This is a genomic window from Bacillus salitolerans (genome assembly GCF_042680805.1).
Taxonomy (GTDB): Bacteria; Bacillota; Bacilli; order Bacillales; family SA4; genus Bacillus_CJ; species Bacillus_CJ salitolerans.
This window is the reverse complement of the sequence record NZ_JBHUEM010000005.1, coordinates 139,117-155,972: the sequence shown is the minus strand read 5'-3', so window position 1 is coordinate 155,972 and position 16,856 is coordinate 139,117. Positions and strand designations below refer to the sequence as shown.

24 protein-coding genes are annotated in these 16,856 nt (G+C 34.7%); 7 read left to right on the top strand and 17 right to left on the bottom strand.

The window, feature by feature from the left end:
* The first annotated feature begins 182 nt into the window (after window positions 1-182).
* From ACFSCX_RS06765 to ACFSCX_RS06735, 7 genes are all read left to right on the top strand, one after another.
* Window positions 183-1,214 (top strand): Rad52/Rad22 family DNA repair protein, encoded by a 1,032-nt coding sequence (locus tag ACFSCX_RS06765; protein ID WP_377927414.1) that lies wholly within the window; start codon window positions 183-185, stop codon window positions 1,212-1,214.
* An 87-nt stretch (window positions 1,215-1,301) separates the two neighbouring features.
* Entirely contained in the window at window positions 1,302-2,429 is a 1,128-nt protein-coding gene (gene dnaN, locus ACFSCX_RS06760; RefSeq protein WP_377927413.1) for a DNA polymerase III subunit beta, read from the top strand.
* 55 nt (window positions 2,430-2,484) lie between these two features.
* Window positions 2,485-2,829: a hypothetical protein gene (locus ACFSCX_RS06755; protein ID WP_377927412.1), complete on the top strand. Its 345-nt coding sequence runs from the start codon at window positions 2,485-2,487 to the stop codon at window positions 2,827-2,829.
* A gap of 17 nt (window positions 2,830-2,846) precedes the next feature.
* The gene (locus tag ACFSCX_RS06750) at window positions 2,847-3,404 is read left to right on the top strand and encodes a hypothetical protein (RefSeq protein ID WP_377927411.1); all 558 of its coding nucleotides are present in this window, start codon (window positions 2,847-2,849) and stop codon (window positions 3,402-3,404) included.
* Window positions 3,367-4,059 (top strand): hypothetical protein, encoded by a 693-nt coding sequence (locus ACFSCX_RS06745; protein WP_377927410.1) that lies wholly within the window; start codon window positions 3,367-3,369, stop codon window positions 4,057-4,059. Before ACFSCX_RS06750 ends, ACFSCX_RS06745 begins: the two co-directional genes overlap by 38 nt.
* 48 nt (window positions 4,060-4,107) lie before the next feature.
* The gene (locus ACFSCX_RS06740) at window positions 4,108-5,097 is read left to right on the top strand and encodes a hypothetical protein (RefSeq protein ID WP_377927409.1); all 990 of its coding nucleotides are present in this window, start codon (window positions 4,108-4,110) and stop codon (window positions 5,095-5,097) included.
* Window positions 5,090-5,980, top strand: coding sequence for a ThiF family adenylyltransferase (locus tag ACFSCX_RS06735; RefSeq protein WP_377927408.1), 891 nt, complete (start codon window positions 5,090-5,092; stop codon window positions 5,978-5,980). The genes ACFSCX_RS06740 and ACFSCX_RS06735 overlap by 8 nt, the downstream gene beginning before the upstream one ends.
* A 134-nt stretch (window positions 5,981-6,114) precedes the next feature.
* Here ACFSCX_RS06735 and ACFSCX_RS06730 read toward each other — a convergent pair whose 3' ends face one another.
* The 17 genes from ACFSCX_RS06730 to ACFSCX_RS06650 all read right to left on the bottom strand — a co-directional run bounded on the left by ACFSCX_RS06730 (window position 6,115) and on the right by ACFSCX_RS06650 (window position 16,786).
* Window positions 6,115-6,846, bottom strand: a complete 732-nt coding sequence (locus ACFSCX_RS06730; RefSeq protein WP_377927407.1) for a hypothetical protein — start codon at window positions 6,844-6,846, stop codon at window positions 6,115-6,117.
* Between the two features lie 26 nt (window positions 6,847-6,872).
* Window positions 6,873-7,454 carry a hypothetical protein gene (locus ACFSCX_RS06725; RefSeq protein WP_377927406.1) on the bottom strand — a complete coding sequence of 194 codons (582 nt, stop codon included), beginning with the start codon at window positions 7,452-7,454 and terminating at the stop codon, window positions 6,873-6,875.
* A 13-nt stretch (window positions 7,455-7,467) separates the two neighbouring features.
* Window positions 7,468-7,809 carry a DNRLRE domain-containing protein gene (locus ACFSCX_RS06720; protein ID WP_377927405.1) on the bottom strand — a complete coding sequence of 114 codons (342 nt, stop codon included), beginning with the start codon at window positions 7,807-7,809 and terminating at the stop codon, window positions 7,468-7,470.
* Window positions 7,791-8,258, bottom strand: a complete 468-nt coding sequence (locus ACFSCX_RS06715; protein WP_377927404.1) for a CBM96 family carbohydrate-binding protein — start codon at window positions 8,256-8,258, stop codon at window positions 7,791-7,793. Before ACFSCX_RS06715 ends, ACFSCX_RS06720 begins: the two co-directional genes overlap by 19 nt.
* 16 nt (window positions 8,259-8,274) lie before the next feature.
* Complete coding sequence (locus ACFSCX_RS06710) at window positions 8,275-9,141, bottom strand: hypothetical protein (RefSeq protein WP_377927403.1); 867 nt, start codon at window positions 9,139-9,141, stop codon at window positions 8,275-8,277.
* A 10-nt stretch (window positions 9,142-9,151) separates the two neighbouring features.
* Complete coding sequence (locus ACFSCX_RS06705) at window positions 9,152-9,919, bottom strand: hypothetical protein (protein WP_377927402.1); 768 nt, start codon at window positions 9,917-9,919, stop codon at window positions 9,152-9,154.
* 667 nt (window positions 9,920-10,586) lie between these two features.
* Window positions 10,587-11,366 carry a hypothetical protein gene (locus tag ACFSCX_RS06700; protein WP_377927401.1) on the bottom strand — a complete coding sequence of 260 codons (780 nt, stop codon included), beginning with the start codon at window positions 11,364-11,366 and terminating at the stop codon, window positions 10,587-10,589.
* Window positions 11,367-11,386: 20 nt separating this feature from the next.
* On the bottom strand, window positions 11,387-11,941 hold the full coding sequence (locus ACFSCX_RS06695; RefSeq protein WP_377927399.1) for a hypothetical protein: 555 nt from the start codon (window positions 11,939-11,941) through the stop codon (window positions 11,387-11,389).
* A gap of 13 nt (window positions 11,942-11,954) precedes the next feature.
* Window positions 11,955-12,164, bottom strand: a complete 210-nt coding sequence (locus ACFSCX_RS06690) for a hypothetical protein (RefSeq protein ID WP_377927398.1) — start codon at window positions 12,162-12,164, stop codon at window positions 11,955-11,957.
* A gap of 57 nt (window positions 12,165-12,221) precedes the next feature.
* Window positions 12,222-12,494 carry a hypothetical protein gene (locus ACFSCX_RS06685; protein WP_377927397.1) on the bottom strand — a complete coding sequence of 91 codons (273 nt, stop codon included), beginning with the start codon at window positions 12,492-12,494 and terminating at the stop codon, window positions 12,222-12,224.
* Window positions 12,495-12,510: 16 nt separating this feature from the next.
* Window positions 12,511-13,065 carry a hypothetical protein gene (locus ACFSCX_RS06680; RefSeq protein WP_377927396.1) on the bottom strand — a complete coding sequence of 185 codons (555 nt, stop codon included), beginning with the start codon at window positions 13,063-13,065 and terminating at the stop codon, window positions 12,511-12,513.
* 206 nt (window positions 13,066-13,271) lie between these two features.
* Window positions 13,272-13,901: a hypothetical protein gene (locus tag ACFSCX_RS06675; protein ID WP_377927395.1), complete on the bottom strand. Its 630-nt coding sequence runs from the start codon at window positions 13,899-13,901 to the stop codon at window positions 13,272-13,274.
* A 216-nt stretch (window positions 13,902-14,117) separates the two neighbouring features.
* Window positions 14,118-14,258, bottom strand: a complete 141-nt coding sequence (locus ACFSCX_RS06670) for a hypothetical protein (RefSeq protein WP_377927394.1) — start codon at window positions 14,256-14,258, stop codon at window positions 14,118-14,120.
* Between the two features lie 16 nt (window positions 14,259-14,274).
* A complete protein-coding gene (locus ACFSCX_RS06665) occupies window positions 14,275-14,667 on the bottom strand; it encodes a hypothetical protein (protein ID WP_377927393.1) in 393 nt (130 codons plus the stop codon).
* Window positions 14,654-15,550: a hypothetical protein gene (locus ACFSCX_RS06660; protein ID WP_377927392.1), complete on the bottom strand. Its 897-nt coding sequence runs from the start codon at window positions 15,548-15,550 to the stop codon at window positions 14,654-14,656. The genes ACFSCX_RS06665 and ACFSCX_RS06660 overlap by 14 nt, the downstream gene beginning before the upstream one ends.
* The gene (locus tag ACFSCX_RS06655) at window positions 15,531-16,208 is read right to left on the bottom strand and encodes a hypothetical protein (RefSeq protein WP_377927391.1); all 678 of its coding nucleotides are present in this window, start codon (window positions 16,206-16,208) and stop codon (window positions 15,531-15,533) included. The genes ACFSCX_RS06660 and ACFSCX_RS06655 overlap by 20 nt, the downstream gene beginning before the upstream one ends.
* Window positions 16,205-16,786 carry a hypothetical protein gene (locus ACFSCX_RS06650; protein WP_377927390.1) on the bottom strand — a complete coding sequence of 194 codons (582 nt, stop codon included), beginning with the start codon at window positions 16,784-16,786 and terminating at the stop codon, window positions 16,205-16,207. The genes ACFSCX_RS06655 and ACFSCX_RS06650 overlap by 4 nt, the downstream gene beginning before the upstream one ends.
* Between the last annotated feature and the right edge of the window lie 70 nt (window positions 16,787-16,856).

Genomic DNA, 16,856 nt, shown 5'->3' with positions numbered 1-16,856 from the left:
TATTCTGTCTTTCTGACACTGGAATATTTGTTATCGAATTAAACAGTCCAAGGGCTCTTTTTGTTTTTCATAAACAAACAAAAAAAAGGAATCGGATTGAGTGGTTGAAGAGTAGTTTTTAGCTAGTGACTAGCTGAATACTACTCTTTTTTATTTATCAAACTTAAGGGAGAGTGTTTTCTATGACGAACATGCAGGAAAATTGTACAAATGTTGCTGGAAATCTAAACGGGGTTATGGAGTTATTACAAGCTCCGTTTGAGGCAAAGGATGTAGAATGGAGAGTTCAACGCACATCGAATGACAAGAAAAAAGCAGCCGTAGCACCTTATATTAGCAACCGAGCCATCATGAATCGGTTAGATCAGGTATTTGGCTTTAGCAATTGGAAGAATGAATTCTATCAATTGAGTGGTTTTGGTGAAAACTACGGTGTGAAATGTCGTTTATGGGTGAAAATTAATGATGAGTGGATTTTCAAGGAAGATGGGTGTGAGTTTAAGGTTAGTGACAACAATGATAAGGTTGATCCTATTAAAACAGCATACTCAAACTCTATGAAAAGATGTGCCGTTCATTTGGGAATTGGTAGGTATCTATATAACCTTAATGAACAGTGGGTTCCTCTAAAAGATAGTGGTCAAAACTACCAGAAGGTAAATGGTCAACCTAAGTATTGGGATAATCCTCAACTACCATCCTGGGCATTACCAATTGGAGAGAAACAATCACAGAAGAATGACCAGCACCAAGAGACATCCCAAAAGGGCTCGAAACAGAGTTCTAATCAAGGGCAAAGAGGCAATTCTCAGCAACATTCGGGGAAACAACCACCGAAAGCGAAAGAGTTTAATCGAGAAGAAGTATTAAAGATTATCGACACTCATGAGAAAATAGTAGGATTACACAAAAACCAGAAGTACAAAACTGCTATTTTTACTAAGGCGAATCCTAATACTAGAGCTAAAGAAATTAGTAAAGGAACGCAAGAGGAATTACGCGCTTACTTCAAATCCATTAAACCTGTTTCGGATATTGTTGCAACCGCAAGAAAGAACGGAATCAGTATCGACAAAGCATTAGAGTATTGCCAGATTGTCTTACCAAATGATGAAATCTCCCAAGTCGAGAATCTCTATTTTAGATTAGATGATGGAAAAGTAGCTCAAGTGATCGAGATGATTGGTTCAGAATCAAAAGTAAAATCAGCATAGGTTGATGAGAGGTAGGCATAAAAGAGGATTTACTCCCCTTTGTGCCTTTTTTATTAATATCTAAGAAAAACGAGGAGGCTTTTTTATATGAAATTTACAATCGATCCACATGTGATAAATGAGGGCTTACAAAAGGTATCAAAGGTGGTTTCTGCTAAGGTAACTATCCCAATTTTACAAGGAATTTTATTGGATGTTTCGAATGAGGAAATCGTATTAACGGGTTCTGATGGAACCGAAACGGTTCAATATTGTATTCCGGTCGATGGTGAAGCTGTCGACGTTGTAGAACCAGGTAAAATTGTCATTACGAAACAGACCGTTGAAATCCTTAAGAAAGCGAAAAAGGTGATTCACTTTACCACCAATGAACTATCATTAAATGTTAAGTTTGCTCGGTCAGACTTTGACTTGAATTGTTTAGATGGTGAAGAATACCCCAAATTCCCTGTCATTGACTTGAGAAATCCAAATATTACCTTAAAGGGTGAGGAATTTAGTGATTTTGTAAGGAAGACGGCGTTTGCTGCAAGTACAAGTGAAACACGTCCTATCCTTACAGGAATTCTACTGAATGTCGAAGATGGGAAAAGCACACTAGTTTGCACCGATTCACACCGTTTAGCAAGGATTTCTCAAACATGTGATTCTGATGAGAAATTTAAAATTGTCATACCTGCTAAGAGTTTAAATAATGCTCAAAAGGTATTTAATATGGAGAATGACGTGAAGCTATATGGTACGGAAACGCAAATTCTTTTAAAGTGTGGTAATATCCTCTTCCTTTCTAGGTTGCTAGAGGGAAATTATCCCGATACAGCACGTTTAATTCCCACTGAACATAAATCAAAAATGACCATTAATCGTAAAGAACTACTAGATGGTTTGGAGATCCTAAAAGAACTGAGTAATTCAATTGAAAGTACTACATCTGGAGTCGTTAAAATGCATATCAATGGCGTTTGCTCTCTATCCTCTTATCAAGACCAACGTGGGAAGGGTAAGAACGATATTGAGTATAGTTCATACGAAGGAGAAGAAGACTTCACCATCTCTTTTAGTGTGAAATACGCATTGGAAGCTTTAAAGTCAATGGAAGCGGCAGAGGTTGATTTCCTTTTTAGCGGGGATATGAGACCATTTCTGATTGCTCCAACTTCGACAGAACAGGTGTTGGATGAATTACAGTTAATTTTGCCAGTTCGAACATATTAGTAAATTTGAGAGGAGAGCTGATAATGCTCCCCTCTTCTCTATTTAGGAGGTCACAATGAATTTTAGTATAGAGAAGTTATGTGAAGAATTACAAAAGTATAAAAAAAAGGAAGAATCCTTAGAGACTGAGCAGTTGGGCTTTCCACAAGTCGTAAAGTATGTTTGGGAAGATACGTCTACAACAAACATAGATTTCGACTCCTTTACAATTGAAGATGTGAATAAAGCTAGTTATGAGCTGGCAGCTATCCCCCTTCAATGGGATGATGGTGGGGAAAATTTCACATGTGACCCAACGAACGCTTATATGCAATATCACCTAATTTCAGAAGTGCTATGGACAATGTTGAATACTGAACAAAAGAGATATCTTCCAGATAAAGATGATTTCTTTATTTAGAAGTGGGAGGTAAAAAAATGATGATGGATGTCTATGAACATGAGGCCCTTCGATATTCTATCGATAATTTGCTCATGTTGAAAATTTTTCATGATAAAGGAGTAAATGTACAATCCTTTCCTGATCCAAGAGTCAGTAGCCATGAAGAAAACGATGCGGGAATTGAGATCCTTACAAAGGGACTTACTCAACTTTTTAGTTACTTTAGTTTTGATACTGAAGACCTTAAATCAGAGATAGGAGAGAACTACGAAGATATTGTATCTGGTGATGGACCCTTTATCCTGATTAAGGATAAGGAACTAGAAACCTTATTAAAGGGACCACTAGGGGCAGAGTTTGTTGGAAAGTTTCTAGGTAAAGATAGTAAGTTGATGGACTTTACTGAAATCTTTCCAGACTTTGATGTTTTGCCTGAACAAACAGGTGTTGTCATCTCGTTAAATTGGGCTTTTGTTTACTCAGAGATTCTTGAGGCTTTGCTCATATTACTAGAGGAAATCAAGAAATATACTAAACGCGGAGAGGACGAACGAAATGGAATTACAGATTACAATCACCGACAAAGCGCGTAATTTCAATAATTATGTATCTATCATCCAAAGAAAAGATAGTGGAGAAGAATCGGAATATGAAATGACCTTGACTGAAATTATTAGACTATTAGAGTCCGCACAAGTGGAAATAGGAATGGCACCAAGTCCATACCTACCTCGTAATTGTTTTAAATTTCTTAGAGGGTCAGGCGGTCTATCCTACGAGGTCTTTGTTGATATACCAAAACAACAATGGAATATTTCCTTTAACAACAATCCATTTACAGTAGGTTTTCCTCGTATGATCTTTCAATGGGGAGCAACTAAGAATTCAATGGATAATAAAAATAAATGGCAAGTCAGACTAAATTCCATTTATGCAGTAAAAGGTACTAGACGTATTGATAAGGATACACCTCTCTTCCACTTTCCTTACTCGCATGTGAATGACAGCGGTAACGTTTGTATGGGTGGAAATCAGTTTCCTGAGATCGATTGTCTATCAGGGTTAGAAACCTTACATTCTATTTTTCTACTCTCCCCTTTTAGTCATGACTATGGAGCTAAAACGACTTTAAAGAAACCGTGTTGGGAACTATTTAGCACGGAATTTAATCAAAAAGACTTTAACGATGAGGTGCTCGTAAGCATCAACAAATCGTTTGGTACGAGATTTAATATCATAGAAGATTAATAAGACATTGAGAGTAATAACGATAACAAATACCAGGAGGAATTTATAATGAAAAACGCACAACAAACCGATATTTTTTCCCTATTTAATATTGAAGATGAGGTTGCTATTAAAAAGAAGCGTGAAGAAGAAGAACGCAAGAAGAAATTAGAGGAATATAAAAAGAAAAATGCGGAATCTACACCGGAACATCTTTCATCCACCAAGAAAAAACAAGAAGTAAAGAAGGAAGAACCGTTTGAAGTCAATCATGAAACCTTTATTTTTCATCTTGGCCAACAAATCCCTATACAAGACTACTTCTCAACGGAAGAAATTGAACAGGGACTTCCATCTAAAAAGAAAGATAGTGAAGATGTGGAATTCAAGAAAATCGATGGTAATGAAGTTCGTAAGCGTTTAGAGAAGGATTATCCTGATTTATTGCCTGCCTATACCGATATGGTATATATCAAGCAAAAAAACATGATAATGCCTGTACCTAAAGCGAAAAAGAAAGGTCTTTCAATAGATTGTATAAACATAGAGTCTTCCTCTTCCTTACAGGAAGGCTCTTTTCCGTCAGAACGTGTTCCATTTTCACTGTTGCGGGAATTTATTGCGATTTCAAAGCATTTTGAACATTTCCCAAGTGAGGTTCATGCTGATATTTATTATGATCGAGCAACAAAAGAGTTTTTTATGGATATTCCTCAGCAAGTAGCTCACACCTATTGGGTAGAACGAACAGAAGAACCAATGGTGACAGCGATGAAATTAATGGACCGACAATTCATGAAAGTTGGTGAAATTCATTCGCATCACCGTATGAAGCCTGTTCCTTCTTCACTCGATGATGAAAGCGAAAGACAAGGTGGCGTGTTTTATGCAATCGTTGGGAAAGTGGAATCATTTTTTCCATCTATCACGGTTAGGGTTTTTGACCCTTCCAGCGAGCAGCATATTAACCTCTCCCCTTTTCTAATCTTTGAGGACCCATTTAAAGACGTTCCTACTGAATATGACCTTACGGTAGTGGAGGTGGATAATCATGTCTAAAGTGATTGACCTACTCACACCGAATTACAATTACTATCCTTATGTACGTAAGACTTTGTTCCCTGTCATCGTACAGGCCGGAGTTGGCGGAACAGGATCAAACCTCGTTCCTCAAATTGCACAAATGCTTACCTCTTTTGGGGATAAGGCTATGTATGTTCTTGCAGATGGAGACCAAGTCGAGGAGAAAAATCTTAAAAACCAACTCTATGTCTCTACTAATATAGGTAAAAGCAAAGCCGATATTTTAGCAAAACGTTATCGTGCTGCTTATAATATCAATATTGGATGTTTCAACGAATATATTGAAGATTTAAGGACTTTACGGAATTTATTCAGTACAGACTATGTAAATATAGGTGGAACCTATCGTGAGCATGTCGTGATTCTTCCGATACTAATATCATGTGTCGACAATAATTTTTCACGTCAACTCTTTCATGAATTTTTTGAATCAGTTCCTACCCTTCTATATATTGATGTTGGAAATGAATCTGCGGTCGTACCAAAGGACTTTATGCAACGTCCGAAGGATAAATGGACTAAAGAGGAAATCGAGGCTTATAACGAAAGTGGATGGACTGGACAGGTTGTAGCGGGATTGAAGCGAAACGGCAAGACGATATTAGAACCTGTTGCTTCACTTTATCCCGATATCTTGGAAGATCAAGATACAATAAAGCCAAGTACAGTATCATGCGAACAAATCGTATCATCCGATCCACAAAGACTCTTAACAAATAAAACAGCGGCTTTAGCTGTTCTCAATTATTTATATGAATTAATGGAATGTGGTACAATCTCAAAGCATAAAACCGTCTTTCATGCTAAGAAAGGCTACATGCAGAGTGTTCCACTACCTGAAGAAACTCCTACCTATTAGCTTAGGTCAGGAGTTTTTTGTGTATACAATATTGTGTACCTAATACAAAGGAATTAGAATACTTTTAAAAGACATTTACAGAGAATCCTTTATTTATAGTGTTTTGAATTGAGTACACAATATCGAGTACACAATTATGGTAAAATCTTATTTTGATAGTTTGCTAGACCATCAATTGAGAATTTTACATTTAATACGTCACCACTATTTTGGTCGGAAACTGTTCCATATACTCTAAGGAAGTCCTTATTTGTCTGTTGTGAAAGGAACTGGTTGTTAGCTGTTGATAACGCCAGACTAGGTGCTTGGTTTAAATTAATTGTTCCTTGTTCTTGAACGACCATCTGACTACCATTTGAACTATATTGAGTACAATAACCTCTACTTTCAAAATAAAAACTTAAACTCCCGTTAGATGTTGGATACCATGTATTGAGATCCGGAGTCCACTGAGCTGATTTACTGATTGTATTGTAACTATTACCATTATTCTCATACTCTAAAGGTAAGTTATTACCATTTAATTTTGCTATAAACGTCGCAGTTGTGTATGATTGTGAACCAGCCCCATAAGCATTATAGTTTAATCTAACATAACCAGAAAATTGAACTTCAGTTATACCATTGTTAATTCTCATATTAGTAATCATTAAGTTACTAGTATAAACCTGTGCAGCATGATTACTGGTATTTGAAACATCCCATTTTCCATTTTGTGATTTTGTGGCATCAATACTTATCGGGAGTGTATTTACGGGAGTATGGGAAAATGCCTGTACCCTACTTAGAAATACACTCTTTGAAGAAATTACGAATACAACAACAATACACAGAAGCAATGCCGTTACATATACTCTTTTATTCATTTTCTCCTCCTTTTATGTCATTTCTACTATGGTATGACCTTATTCTGATGACCACTTAACCCATCAACTGAATATTTCACATTTATAACGTTACCAATATCTGAATCTAGGACACTACCATTTAAAACAAGAACATTGTTGCTGCTAACTTCTGATAATACTTGATAATTAGTGGTTGAAAGATTAATAGAAGGACTAGAGTTTTTTAATCTTTTATGTAACTCTACCTTTATGGAACCCGTAGTTACCCTGAATTTGTAATAACCATTATTAAGTCCAAAAACCGTATGAATATCCGTCTCATTCATGCTGATTGAATCATTAATAAAAGTTGAATTTGAGGTAACACCCGAATAAGTATTATCCGTATATTTAATTGCATTAATAGTATAAGATGACCATGACGCGTTATATATATTTACTCTTGCTTCGTATTCATAAATATGGTTATCCAAGTAAAACCCTTGTGTCTCGGATGTAAATACTTCTTGCAAAATCCAAGGATTTGTATTGGCACTTACCTTATCAACATGGTCGTTATTCGAAGTTATCATAAAAATTCCAATTAGAGCCACTATGATACATACGAGATTGAAAACTTTCTTCATTCCTTCCCTCCTTCTATGGCAAGATCTTGTTTTGATGCCCACTCAAGTTATCAATAGAGTACTTGATTAATAGATTGTCACCTGTGTCAACGTCCATTACATTCCCGTTTATTTGAAGATTATTATTACCACTAAGCTCTGATAATACTTGACCGTTAGCAGTTGTTAGTGATATTTCAGGAGCATTATTATATGAAACAACTAATTGAGGACGATATGCTACATTCGAATACTCAGAGCTGTACGCTGTTAGATAGAAATAGTTAGATTGTTCTTGGCTCATTACTGCAAATCCATAATTGGGAGAACCTGATAAATATTTATTTACAATATTCTTTACATCAAGTTTATCCATCCTCTGTATGTATCTAAAAATGTTTTGCTAGGAGTTGTAGTCCATAAGAAAGATGGTCCAGCATATGCATCTTCGGTCGCTTCATCCCATGCTTGTGTAACTTCCCTTGCATATAAAGTAATTGTTGAGTTAAGATTTGTACCTCCATAGACATAGAGTCTTAATTTTGCATCATCCACTTGAGATACAGGAATAGAACTAAGATCAATCTTAATAAAGGTCATCCATCTGCCCCCTGGTTCGGGTCCGAATACTAGTTGTGTTTGGTTTCCATATATATTTCCTGTCGAAGATGGCTCTCCGTTGACATACGTGTCATGTGTATTATTATTGTCTGCGATAATGGTTGTTGATTGAGCATATGCTTTTCCTATAACACCTTTATATGAAACAAAAATCAAGATGCCTATAATTAGTAACAAAATACATGAAAGACTAGCCTTCTTCATCTTCTCAACCTCCTTTCTATGGTAATACTTTATTCTGATGTCCACTCAAACCTTCGATAGAGTACTTGATTAGTATAGAATCGTCTACGTTTGAGTCAGTTACACTTCCGTTTAATTGAAGTGTATTATTTCCATTTAGATTGGATAACACCTGTTTGTTTGGAGTTGTTAATGTCAATGTCGGAACTTGATTATAAAGATTTCCCACATTAATCTTAGAAGAAGGTGTAATCACTCCACTATTATAAGAGGTATTAATTCGGATGATGCTGCCTGAATGAGTACCCGTTGAGCCATTACAAAACGTCCAAGGACCAGTATAACCCTCATAGTCTCCAGCCATATGAATGTAATGATCAATATAGATATCCTTAATCTTCTTCGTTTTGTCAAAGTAAATGTCATATTGATTTGTTGTAGACTTTGATACATTTCTACTGAAATCAATGGAAAGCCTTATTCCATATTTCCAAGCTTCTGTATAGATAACATTTCCGCTATTATCTAACAGCCTAATTCTTGGTTCATATTCTCCGTAATTTATGATAGGAGCTGATGTATAGATTGTTGAGGAACTTCCATTAATAAATTTAACTGTCAGTTTTGATGAAGTACCACTGTAATCCTCAATAAAATCCAATATCTGAAATTTTGTATCACTTGATAAACTTACGGTTGTTGAAGAAGAATCTGGATTGTCACAGTATCCGTAAGAACTTGGAACATACTTGTAGTTTTTTGAAGTTGTATAAGTACCTGCAAGCGATTGTTCATATAATGGTGAATTCGCAAATACTCTATCAATCTTTGAGGTACTTGAAGTGACTATCACTACTCCGAACAGTAATAGAATTAAACTTAATAAATTTATAGCCTTTCCCATTTCTTTCCCCCTATGGCAAAACCTTATTCTGATATCCAGACAATCCATCGATAGAATACTTAATTAATAGATGGTTACCTGTGTCTTGGTCATTAACAGTACCGTTTATATGTAAACTGTTCTTGCCACTTTTGGCTGAAAGTGTTTGATTGTTTGGTGTACTAAGGGTTAAAGTTGGTTTCTGATTAAAAGATAAACTTACACTTTTTAATGCTCTACCTTGTACTATCCAAACTCCTCCACCTATGGTACTACTCGATAGTTGAATCTCAACTCTATAACTCTTACTGGTGTCAAATGAAGATCTACTAAATGTAATGTTTCCTGGTGAATCCGGAATTACGTTGTTCCCTTGAATATAACTTCCGTTTGCTTCATACCTATATATACTTGGATTGTAAGTATAGGTAATATTCCCATAAATTAATCGCGAGTCATAGAAGACTTCAAATGAGATATCGCTAGTTCCAGTTATATAGTTTCCCTCTTGATCGTACACGTCAACCCATAAATCATCGGTTGATTCTTGTGGTGAAGGTGTTGAACTCATATGCGTGCTGCGGTTATATGGTACACTTTCCCAATTCCATGTTTTTTTTATGGCTACTTGAATATTTGATGATGAATTAACAAATATCTTGACGAACTCATCTTCAAACAATGTATCTCCTACATTAATAGAAGCATTTGCTTTTGGAATATGTTCGTAAAAAATTGTAGTCACAAGTAATCCACCCAATAAAAATAGTGTAAAAGCAACTATAATTGTTCTTCTCATTTTATGCACTCCTTTCACTATTACTATTTTAATGAATATAATAAATACAGAACTTGATAATTCTAAAACCTGATTCTTTCAAACTACAAATATACAAATCTAACTCTATGGTAATATTTTGTTTTGATGTCCACTTATCCCAACAACAGTGTATTTAATAATCAATTTTTCACCAGAGTTTCCATTGTTCACAGTCCCATGTAAGAACAGAGTATTATATCCTGAAACTTCAGAAAATCTGATGTATAGCTAAAATAGGTTCCCAATTCGTAGATTTTCTTAACCTTTCGAAAAGGAGAATAGTATTTGGATCAATATTAAAGGAATAGGTCCCATTTAAGTGAATCGTGTTATAGGGTAAATGGGTTGAACCGTTAGCGTACTTGGGATAAAATAAACACCGTCAGAAGAATATGAACCATCCGTTGTATAAAAATACAGTGTATATGGTGAATGTGATTCAAGTCTAGATACTCTGTAAATATAATTCGACTGTTCAAATGTTACACTTTGTCCATTTGCAGATAATGTAAAATGATGCTCCCATGAAGTTGATGCATTAGCGTTACTAATACCCGTATTGTACTGTAAGAGAAAAGAAGTTCCTGTTATCAAAAATAAAAAAGAATCGCTTGTAAAAACATTTGTTTAATCATAATTCACATCCTTAAGGTACTATCTTATTTTGGTGACCTGCTAGCCCGTCGATAGTATATTGGATAATTAACTCATTCCCTAGATCAAGGTCTACTACCGAACCGTTTAGTGGAAAGACATTTCTATCCAAGACTTCAGATAAGTATAGATTGCTAGAAGTTGTTAAATTAATGCTCGGAGGATTGTTAAATGTAAAAAATTTATTACTATTTTCTGTATAGTTTTTGGAAGTTGAAATCGGATAGTGACCGACATCATTTGAGCCAGAATAAGTACTTCCATGCACAACATACCTTACAGGCGCACTAGGATAATCCTTAAGCAAATCTACTGTACTAGTAGATATATTTGAACTATACGTTCCAGATGGGAAACTGAATGAAGATTGAGTCATTCCGCTTAAGGATGAATATTTACTTATTACAGTGTTCCAGTAACCGTTTATGTAGACCTCCACATTTACATATGCTTGAAAGCTTTTGGTTTGTCCTGTACCAGTACGAGATGTATATGCATAGTAATTACTAGTTATATCAAATGTGCCATAGTAAGAATTATCGGGTCTTTTATAAATTTTTACTGAACCCACTGAAATATTTCCGGATTGAGTATTTGTAGAACCATAATCAGTTTTCGTGTCATACATATTAAAAGAGGATGATACTCCTTCATGTTTACCAATTAATTGATCAGTTGTTGCATAAATTTTTTCGAAATGATAGGTATTAATAAAAACTACTAAACAAGAAAATAACATTATTAAAATAATAGATTTTGTCCTTTTATTCATTTATTCTCTCCCTCGTTTCACTAAGGAATGACTTTTTTCTGATGATCGTTTAGCGAATCGATTGAATATTTGATTTGAAGTAAATCGCCATTATCCAAATCTAGTACACTACCATTCAATTGGAGTACATTTTCTCCACTAACTTCTGAGAATACCTGATTATTTATTGTAGTTGTAGTCAGTGTTGGGTTTGCATTTTTTAGTTGTGAGTATAGTGTCCACTCAAACCATTGACTATCCCCATAAGGAGTATTGTAGGATTCATAGTATCCAGAAAGATTTTCGATAGCAGCACTACCTCTAACTGAAGACCCATCAACTTTTAATTGGCAATAATAAGTCTTACTAGGGTCTATTGTTACTGCTATCATACTACCGCAATAAATACTATTGTCTCCGCTAGAGTGTTTTCCAACAAGATAATTGGCACCACTCATGTATGTTCCACGTTGAGCTTCGATTACTTGAGGATTAGTATTAGCCTTGACCTTTTCTAAGTGGTCGATATTCGAAGTGATCATAAAAATTCCAATTAGAACCACTATGATACATACAATTTTAATAGCTCTTTTCATTCCTTCCCTCCTTCTATGGCAAGATCTTGTTTTGATGCCCACTCAAGTTATCTATAGTGTACTTGATTAATAGACTGTCACCTGTGTCAACGTCCATTACATTACCTTTTATTTGAAGATTGTTATTACCACTAAGTTCTGATAATACTTGACCGTTAGAAGTTGTCAGTGATATTTCAGGAGCATTGTTATATGAAACAACTAATTGAGGACGATATTGCATTTGAATACTCAGAGCTGTACGCTGTTAGATAGAAATAGTTAGATTGTTCTTGGCTCATTACTGCAAACCATAATTGGGAGAACCTGATAAATATTTATTTACTATATTCTTTACATCAAGTTCTATCCAACCTCTGTATGTATCTAAAATTTCCATATATATTTCCTGTCGAAGATGGCTCTCCGTTGACATACGTGTCATGTGTATTATTATTGTCACGATAATGGTTGTTAATTGCGCATATGCTTTTCCTATAACACCTTTATATGAAACAAAAGTCAAGATACATATACTTAGAAACAAAATACATGAAAGACTAGCCTTCTTCATCTTATCAACCTCCTTTCTATGGTAATACTTTATTCTGATGTCCACTCAAACCTTTGATAGAGTACTTGATTAGTATAGAATCGCCTACGTTTGAGTCAGTTACACTTCCGTTTAATTGAAGGATATTTTGTCCACTCACATTCGATAAGACTTGATTGTTTGTGGTTGTGAAATTGATAGTTGGTGATTGATTCCTAGCTTGTGCTTGAATAGCTATGTCTACATATTCTGGTCCCTGTGAACCAGAATATATATATGTTCCATCAGGTAATGAATATAAAGGATAATAATAAACACCCATTGGCTTGGTATCACTAAGAATACGAATATTTACAGTTTCGTGATAGTCAGCGTAAAATGATAAACTAGATACTCTTACATCTACCACAGCTCTGTAAATATGAGTCGCATTATTGACATAAATCGGAGTTTGGCTCCCTAATTGAAGATTACCAATAGTAGTCCATGTTCCACTAGCTTCCGCCTTCTCTATGTGGTCGTTATTTGAAGTTATAGTAAAACACCCTATTACTAACAAAAATAAACACGTTATTTTAATGAATTTCTTCATTTGCTCACTCCTACCTACGGTAAAATTTTATTCTGATGGCCACTTTGTCCGTCGATAGAATACTTGATTAATAGATTATCACCTACGTTTCGATCAAATTCACTTCCATTGGTTTGAATGGAGTTTCGTAAAATTTTATTTTGATAGTTTGCTAGCCCATCCCCTTATTCTGATGGTGTAATCTAAAATAACCTTTTCATCTACTCCTATGGCAATGTCTTGTTCTGATATCCAGACAATCCATCAACAGTAAACTTAATTGTTATCTGGTCTGAACTATTTTGGTCTATTACTGTTCCTGTCAGATTTAAAATATTTTGATTTTCTTCTTCAGATAATATTTGGTTGTTAGGTGTATCCAGAGAAAGAGATGGCGCTCTGTTTTTTAATTTTCTATAAATCTGATAGGTATAACCACCGTTGTACGCTGAACCATGAGTATTAGGACCCATGATATAAATACTTCCCCCAACTGGAATCTCAACCGGATCAAATATGGTCCCATGAACCTCCTGACCAGTATATGCACGAATAAAGTACGTATAGTTATTCATATCGGAGTCTGATAGATTCATACTCCAATATGCCCATGAGGTGTTAGCTGTTTCCCATATATTTGTTGTTGCTCTCCTAATGGGAAAACTAGGACTCAATTGCCCCATTCCAACATCTATATATCTTATAAAGGAACTTTGCATATAATATGAATAGCCGCTTGGAATCTCTATGGAAAACGACTGTGCTTTTACAGATTTTTGATTTTTAATATACGTGGTTATCAACACAATTCCGATACAAAGAATTATTATCGTTTGTTTTAAAATTTGTTTTTTCATACTTTCACGTCCTACGTAATAACTTATTTTGGTGTCCAGTTCCCCCATCAATATTGTAAAAAATTGAAATACTATCGCAGAATCGTACCCTCTAGTGATAGTACATTTTTTCCATCGAGGTCAGATAAAACAAGATTGTTAAGGTGTCATTATCGTTACAGAAGGTTTGCATTGAAAATATAGTTTTTCACATAGTTCACATATGGATATGGTGATCTAGTTAATAATTGACCCAACTTTTGATATCCGCATACAAAATATTCTATCTGTTACTTCCATTATTGAATGATTATTTGAACTTACAATAATTAATATCCCACATAGGAGCGTGAAGCAAAGCATCACTTTAACCTTCATTTTCTAATGCCTCCTATTAACTGGAATGGTTTTCATCGATAGCCACCAAAAAGTTTAGTTTCCGCATAGCCTCAGGACTATTTTTGAGATCCGTTACAATATTGACTAAGCCATATGCGAATTGGTACTTAGCACCATAAAATTCGACTTTGCTTAAATTATTTAAGATTTCATCTAGTGTAAGAGATTGGTCGTTCTCTAGGTAGTGTCTAATCACATCTAGTTGATAAAATTTGTAGAATGGTTCAATTTTCGCCACACTCAATAGATTCTCTATGACAGAATAAAACTTATCTTTATCCACGATAGAGGTCGGTTTATCATCTTTTGCTACTTGTTCAATAATCATGATATTCATTAATCCTTCTAGGCTTTCACTCACTGATACCTTATTTCTAATTGCTCCCATAAGTATTCACTCCAGTATCGTGATTTTGATTAATGACGAATGCCGAATATTCCTCTACTATACCAACACTTATAGAAAGAGCAGATGGATTGATATTGTTTCTTTCCACTAATTTCCCAACCAAGTGTGTGACAATACTTTCACGCTCTTCTTTAAAAATAGAAACATGTAAGTTAATTGCTACAAGATATCCTGTTTCATCTTGATTTTCCACTTTAATGACCGAAACGTCTCCAGCCTTATGATGATTTCGATAAGAATTCCAATAGTTGATTTCCCACATTTCTACACTATCCGTCACAACTGCTGCAGAAAGATATAATTGTGGTGTGAGAAATTCCAAATCATTTAATACTGACAATAATCCCTCTACTTTTTCAATATTAGAGCCAATGTTTTTGGATTCCTTTTCATCTAATAACGCTTGACGTGCCCCAAGACATGTTAGATCCCAAAGAACCTGCTTCGCTAAGTCAAATGTCCCTTCATAATTCGTAATCAACCACATCAAGAATTTATGCCCTACTTCTGTTTTTATTAATTCTCTAGAATTGTCCCCTAGGGCTTGGCCCAATAATAGAGGAACCTCATTTGTGAGATAGCCAATGGGTTGACCTAAAAACTCATTAGAAATATGTGTATTTTCATCTGCAAGCAACTCACGTATTAAATAATATCCATGAAAAATCTGACCTTTAATGGCTTCAAAAAACATATCTTGAAGGCGTTTTTGCCCCATTTCATCCTTTACAAATCGTAAATACTTTGGTGCGTATACATTATAGAGAAGGAATAACTCCGTTTTAAAGTCATCATTTTGTTCGAATTTTTCTTTTAGAATTGCCTCTGTCTCTTTTAATACATTATTTTCCGTTGTGTTCATTGCCAGTTCCTCCTTGCGATATTGGTTGACTTTCAAATTCTTGATAAGGTGGTGAAGGACTGTCATCAGCTAGTTTCCATTCACCATTTTCTTTGACGATCGTTGTTATGTAATACAATTCACCTTGACTCCTGGAAATAACTTTTCGATAAAAATAAGCTTCGTTTCTACTTTGACTTAACGTAATTTCAGTTATTTCATATGACACAGGGAACACATTCTCTTCCATCATCATCCCCTGTACATTATTGAACATCTGAATTGCAGCATTTTTATCCTGTAACCATTCATCGTGAAATGATTTGGAACTAAACGTCATGAGGATGTCTACAAAGTCTGTTGTACTCTTTTTCCCATTCGAAAACATAAATAACTCGTATGAGATTCGCTTTGAAAAATCGGTTGGGTCTAAATATTGTTCCACAGTTTGAAACTCTGTTTCTATGGTCTTTTTACTTTCTAATTCATTTTCTTGTACAACTTCTTCCAACGGTTTCTCTACATTTTTCAATATTTCTTTTTGTTCTTCTTCAATCGTAAGTGTTTTTTCTTGTTTTGTTTTTTCTTGTTTTTCTACACGATTTACATCTTCAATAATTTTCTGATTACAACCAGTAACTAAAAGTAATAGAATGAACAAAGTTATTCGTTTAATCATAATATGGCATCTCTTTCTAAGAACGGTTCAATGTCGCGTCTTTCATTATCATTAATGTAATTAGCTAATTCAGTACTATCTATAAGACTTACTTTATGAAAGGCCTTTAAAAACAAGGCAGGTGCATCATAAATCTTAATGCTATTCGACGAAGATATAACAGAAGGTAAGTCTAATTGTTTACTAATAGAATATGAAAGTATATTTAGGTATTCTTTTTTTACACTACTGTATAAAATTATGTTTTCTATTTGTCTCTTTCCAAATAAATTAATCGCAATCACGATTGATTCAAATGGTACCAGGAATGGATCTGGTCCTTTACTAAAAATTTTCACCCCTTCTGAGTACCACTTTTTTATCACTTCATTCATAAACAGGTTAGGTAATATAAACCCTTCACCTTTTTGAAAATCCGCTGTTATAGACGAGAACAGACTATGATGAAGCATGAAGTTTTGTAAATATGTTGTTTTGTGTTTTTCAAATGAAAAATATAAATGATCCTCTCCTTCTATTTTTTGAATATCACCATTACCTATTAAGCAACCAATAATAAAATAATCGATTGGCTTCATGTATACCTCTCTTTCTAAAAAAAGAAAAAACCCCAACAAACTAGAACCTAAAATAGCTAGTGGCTATTCT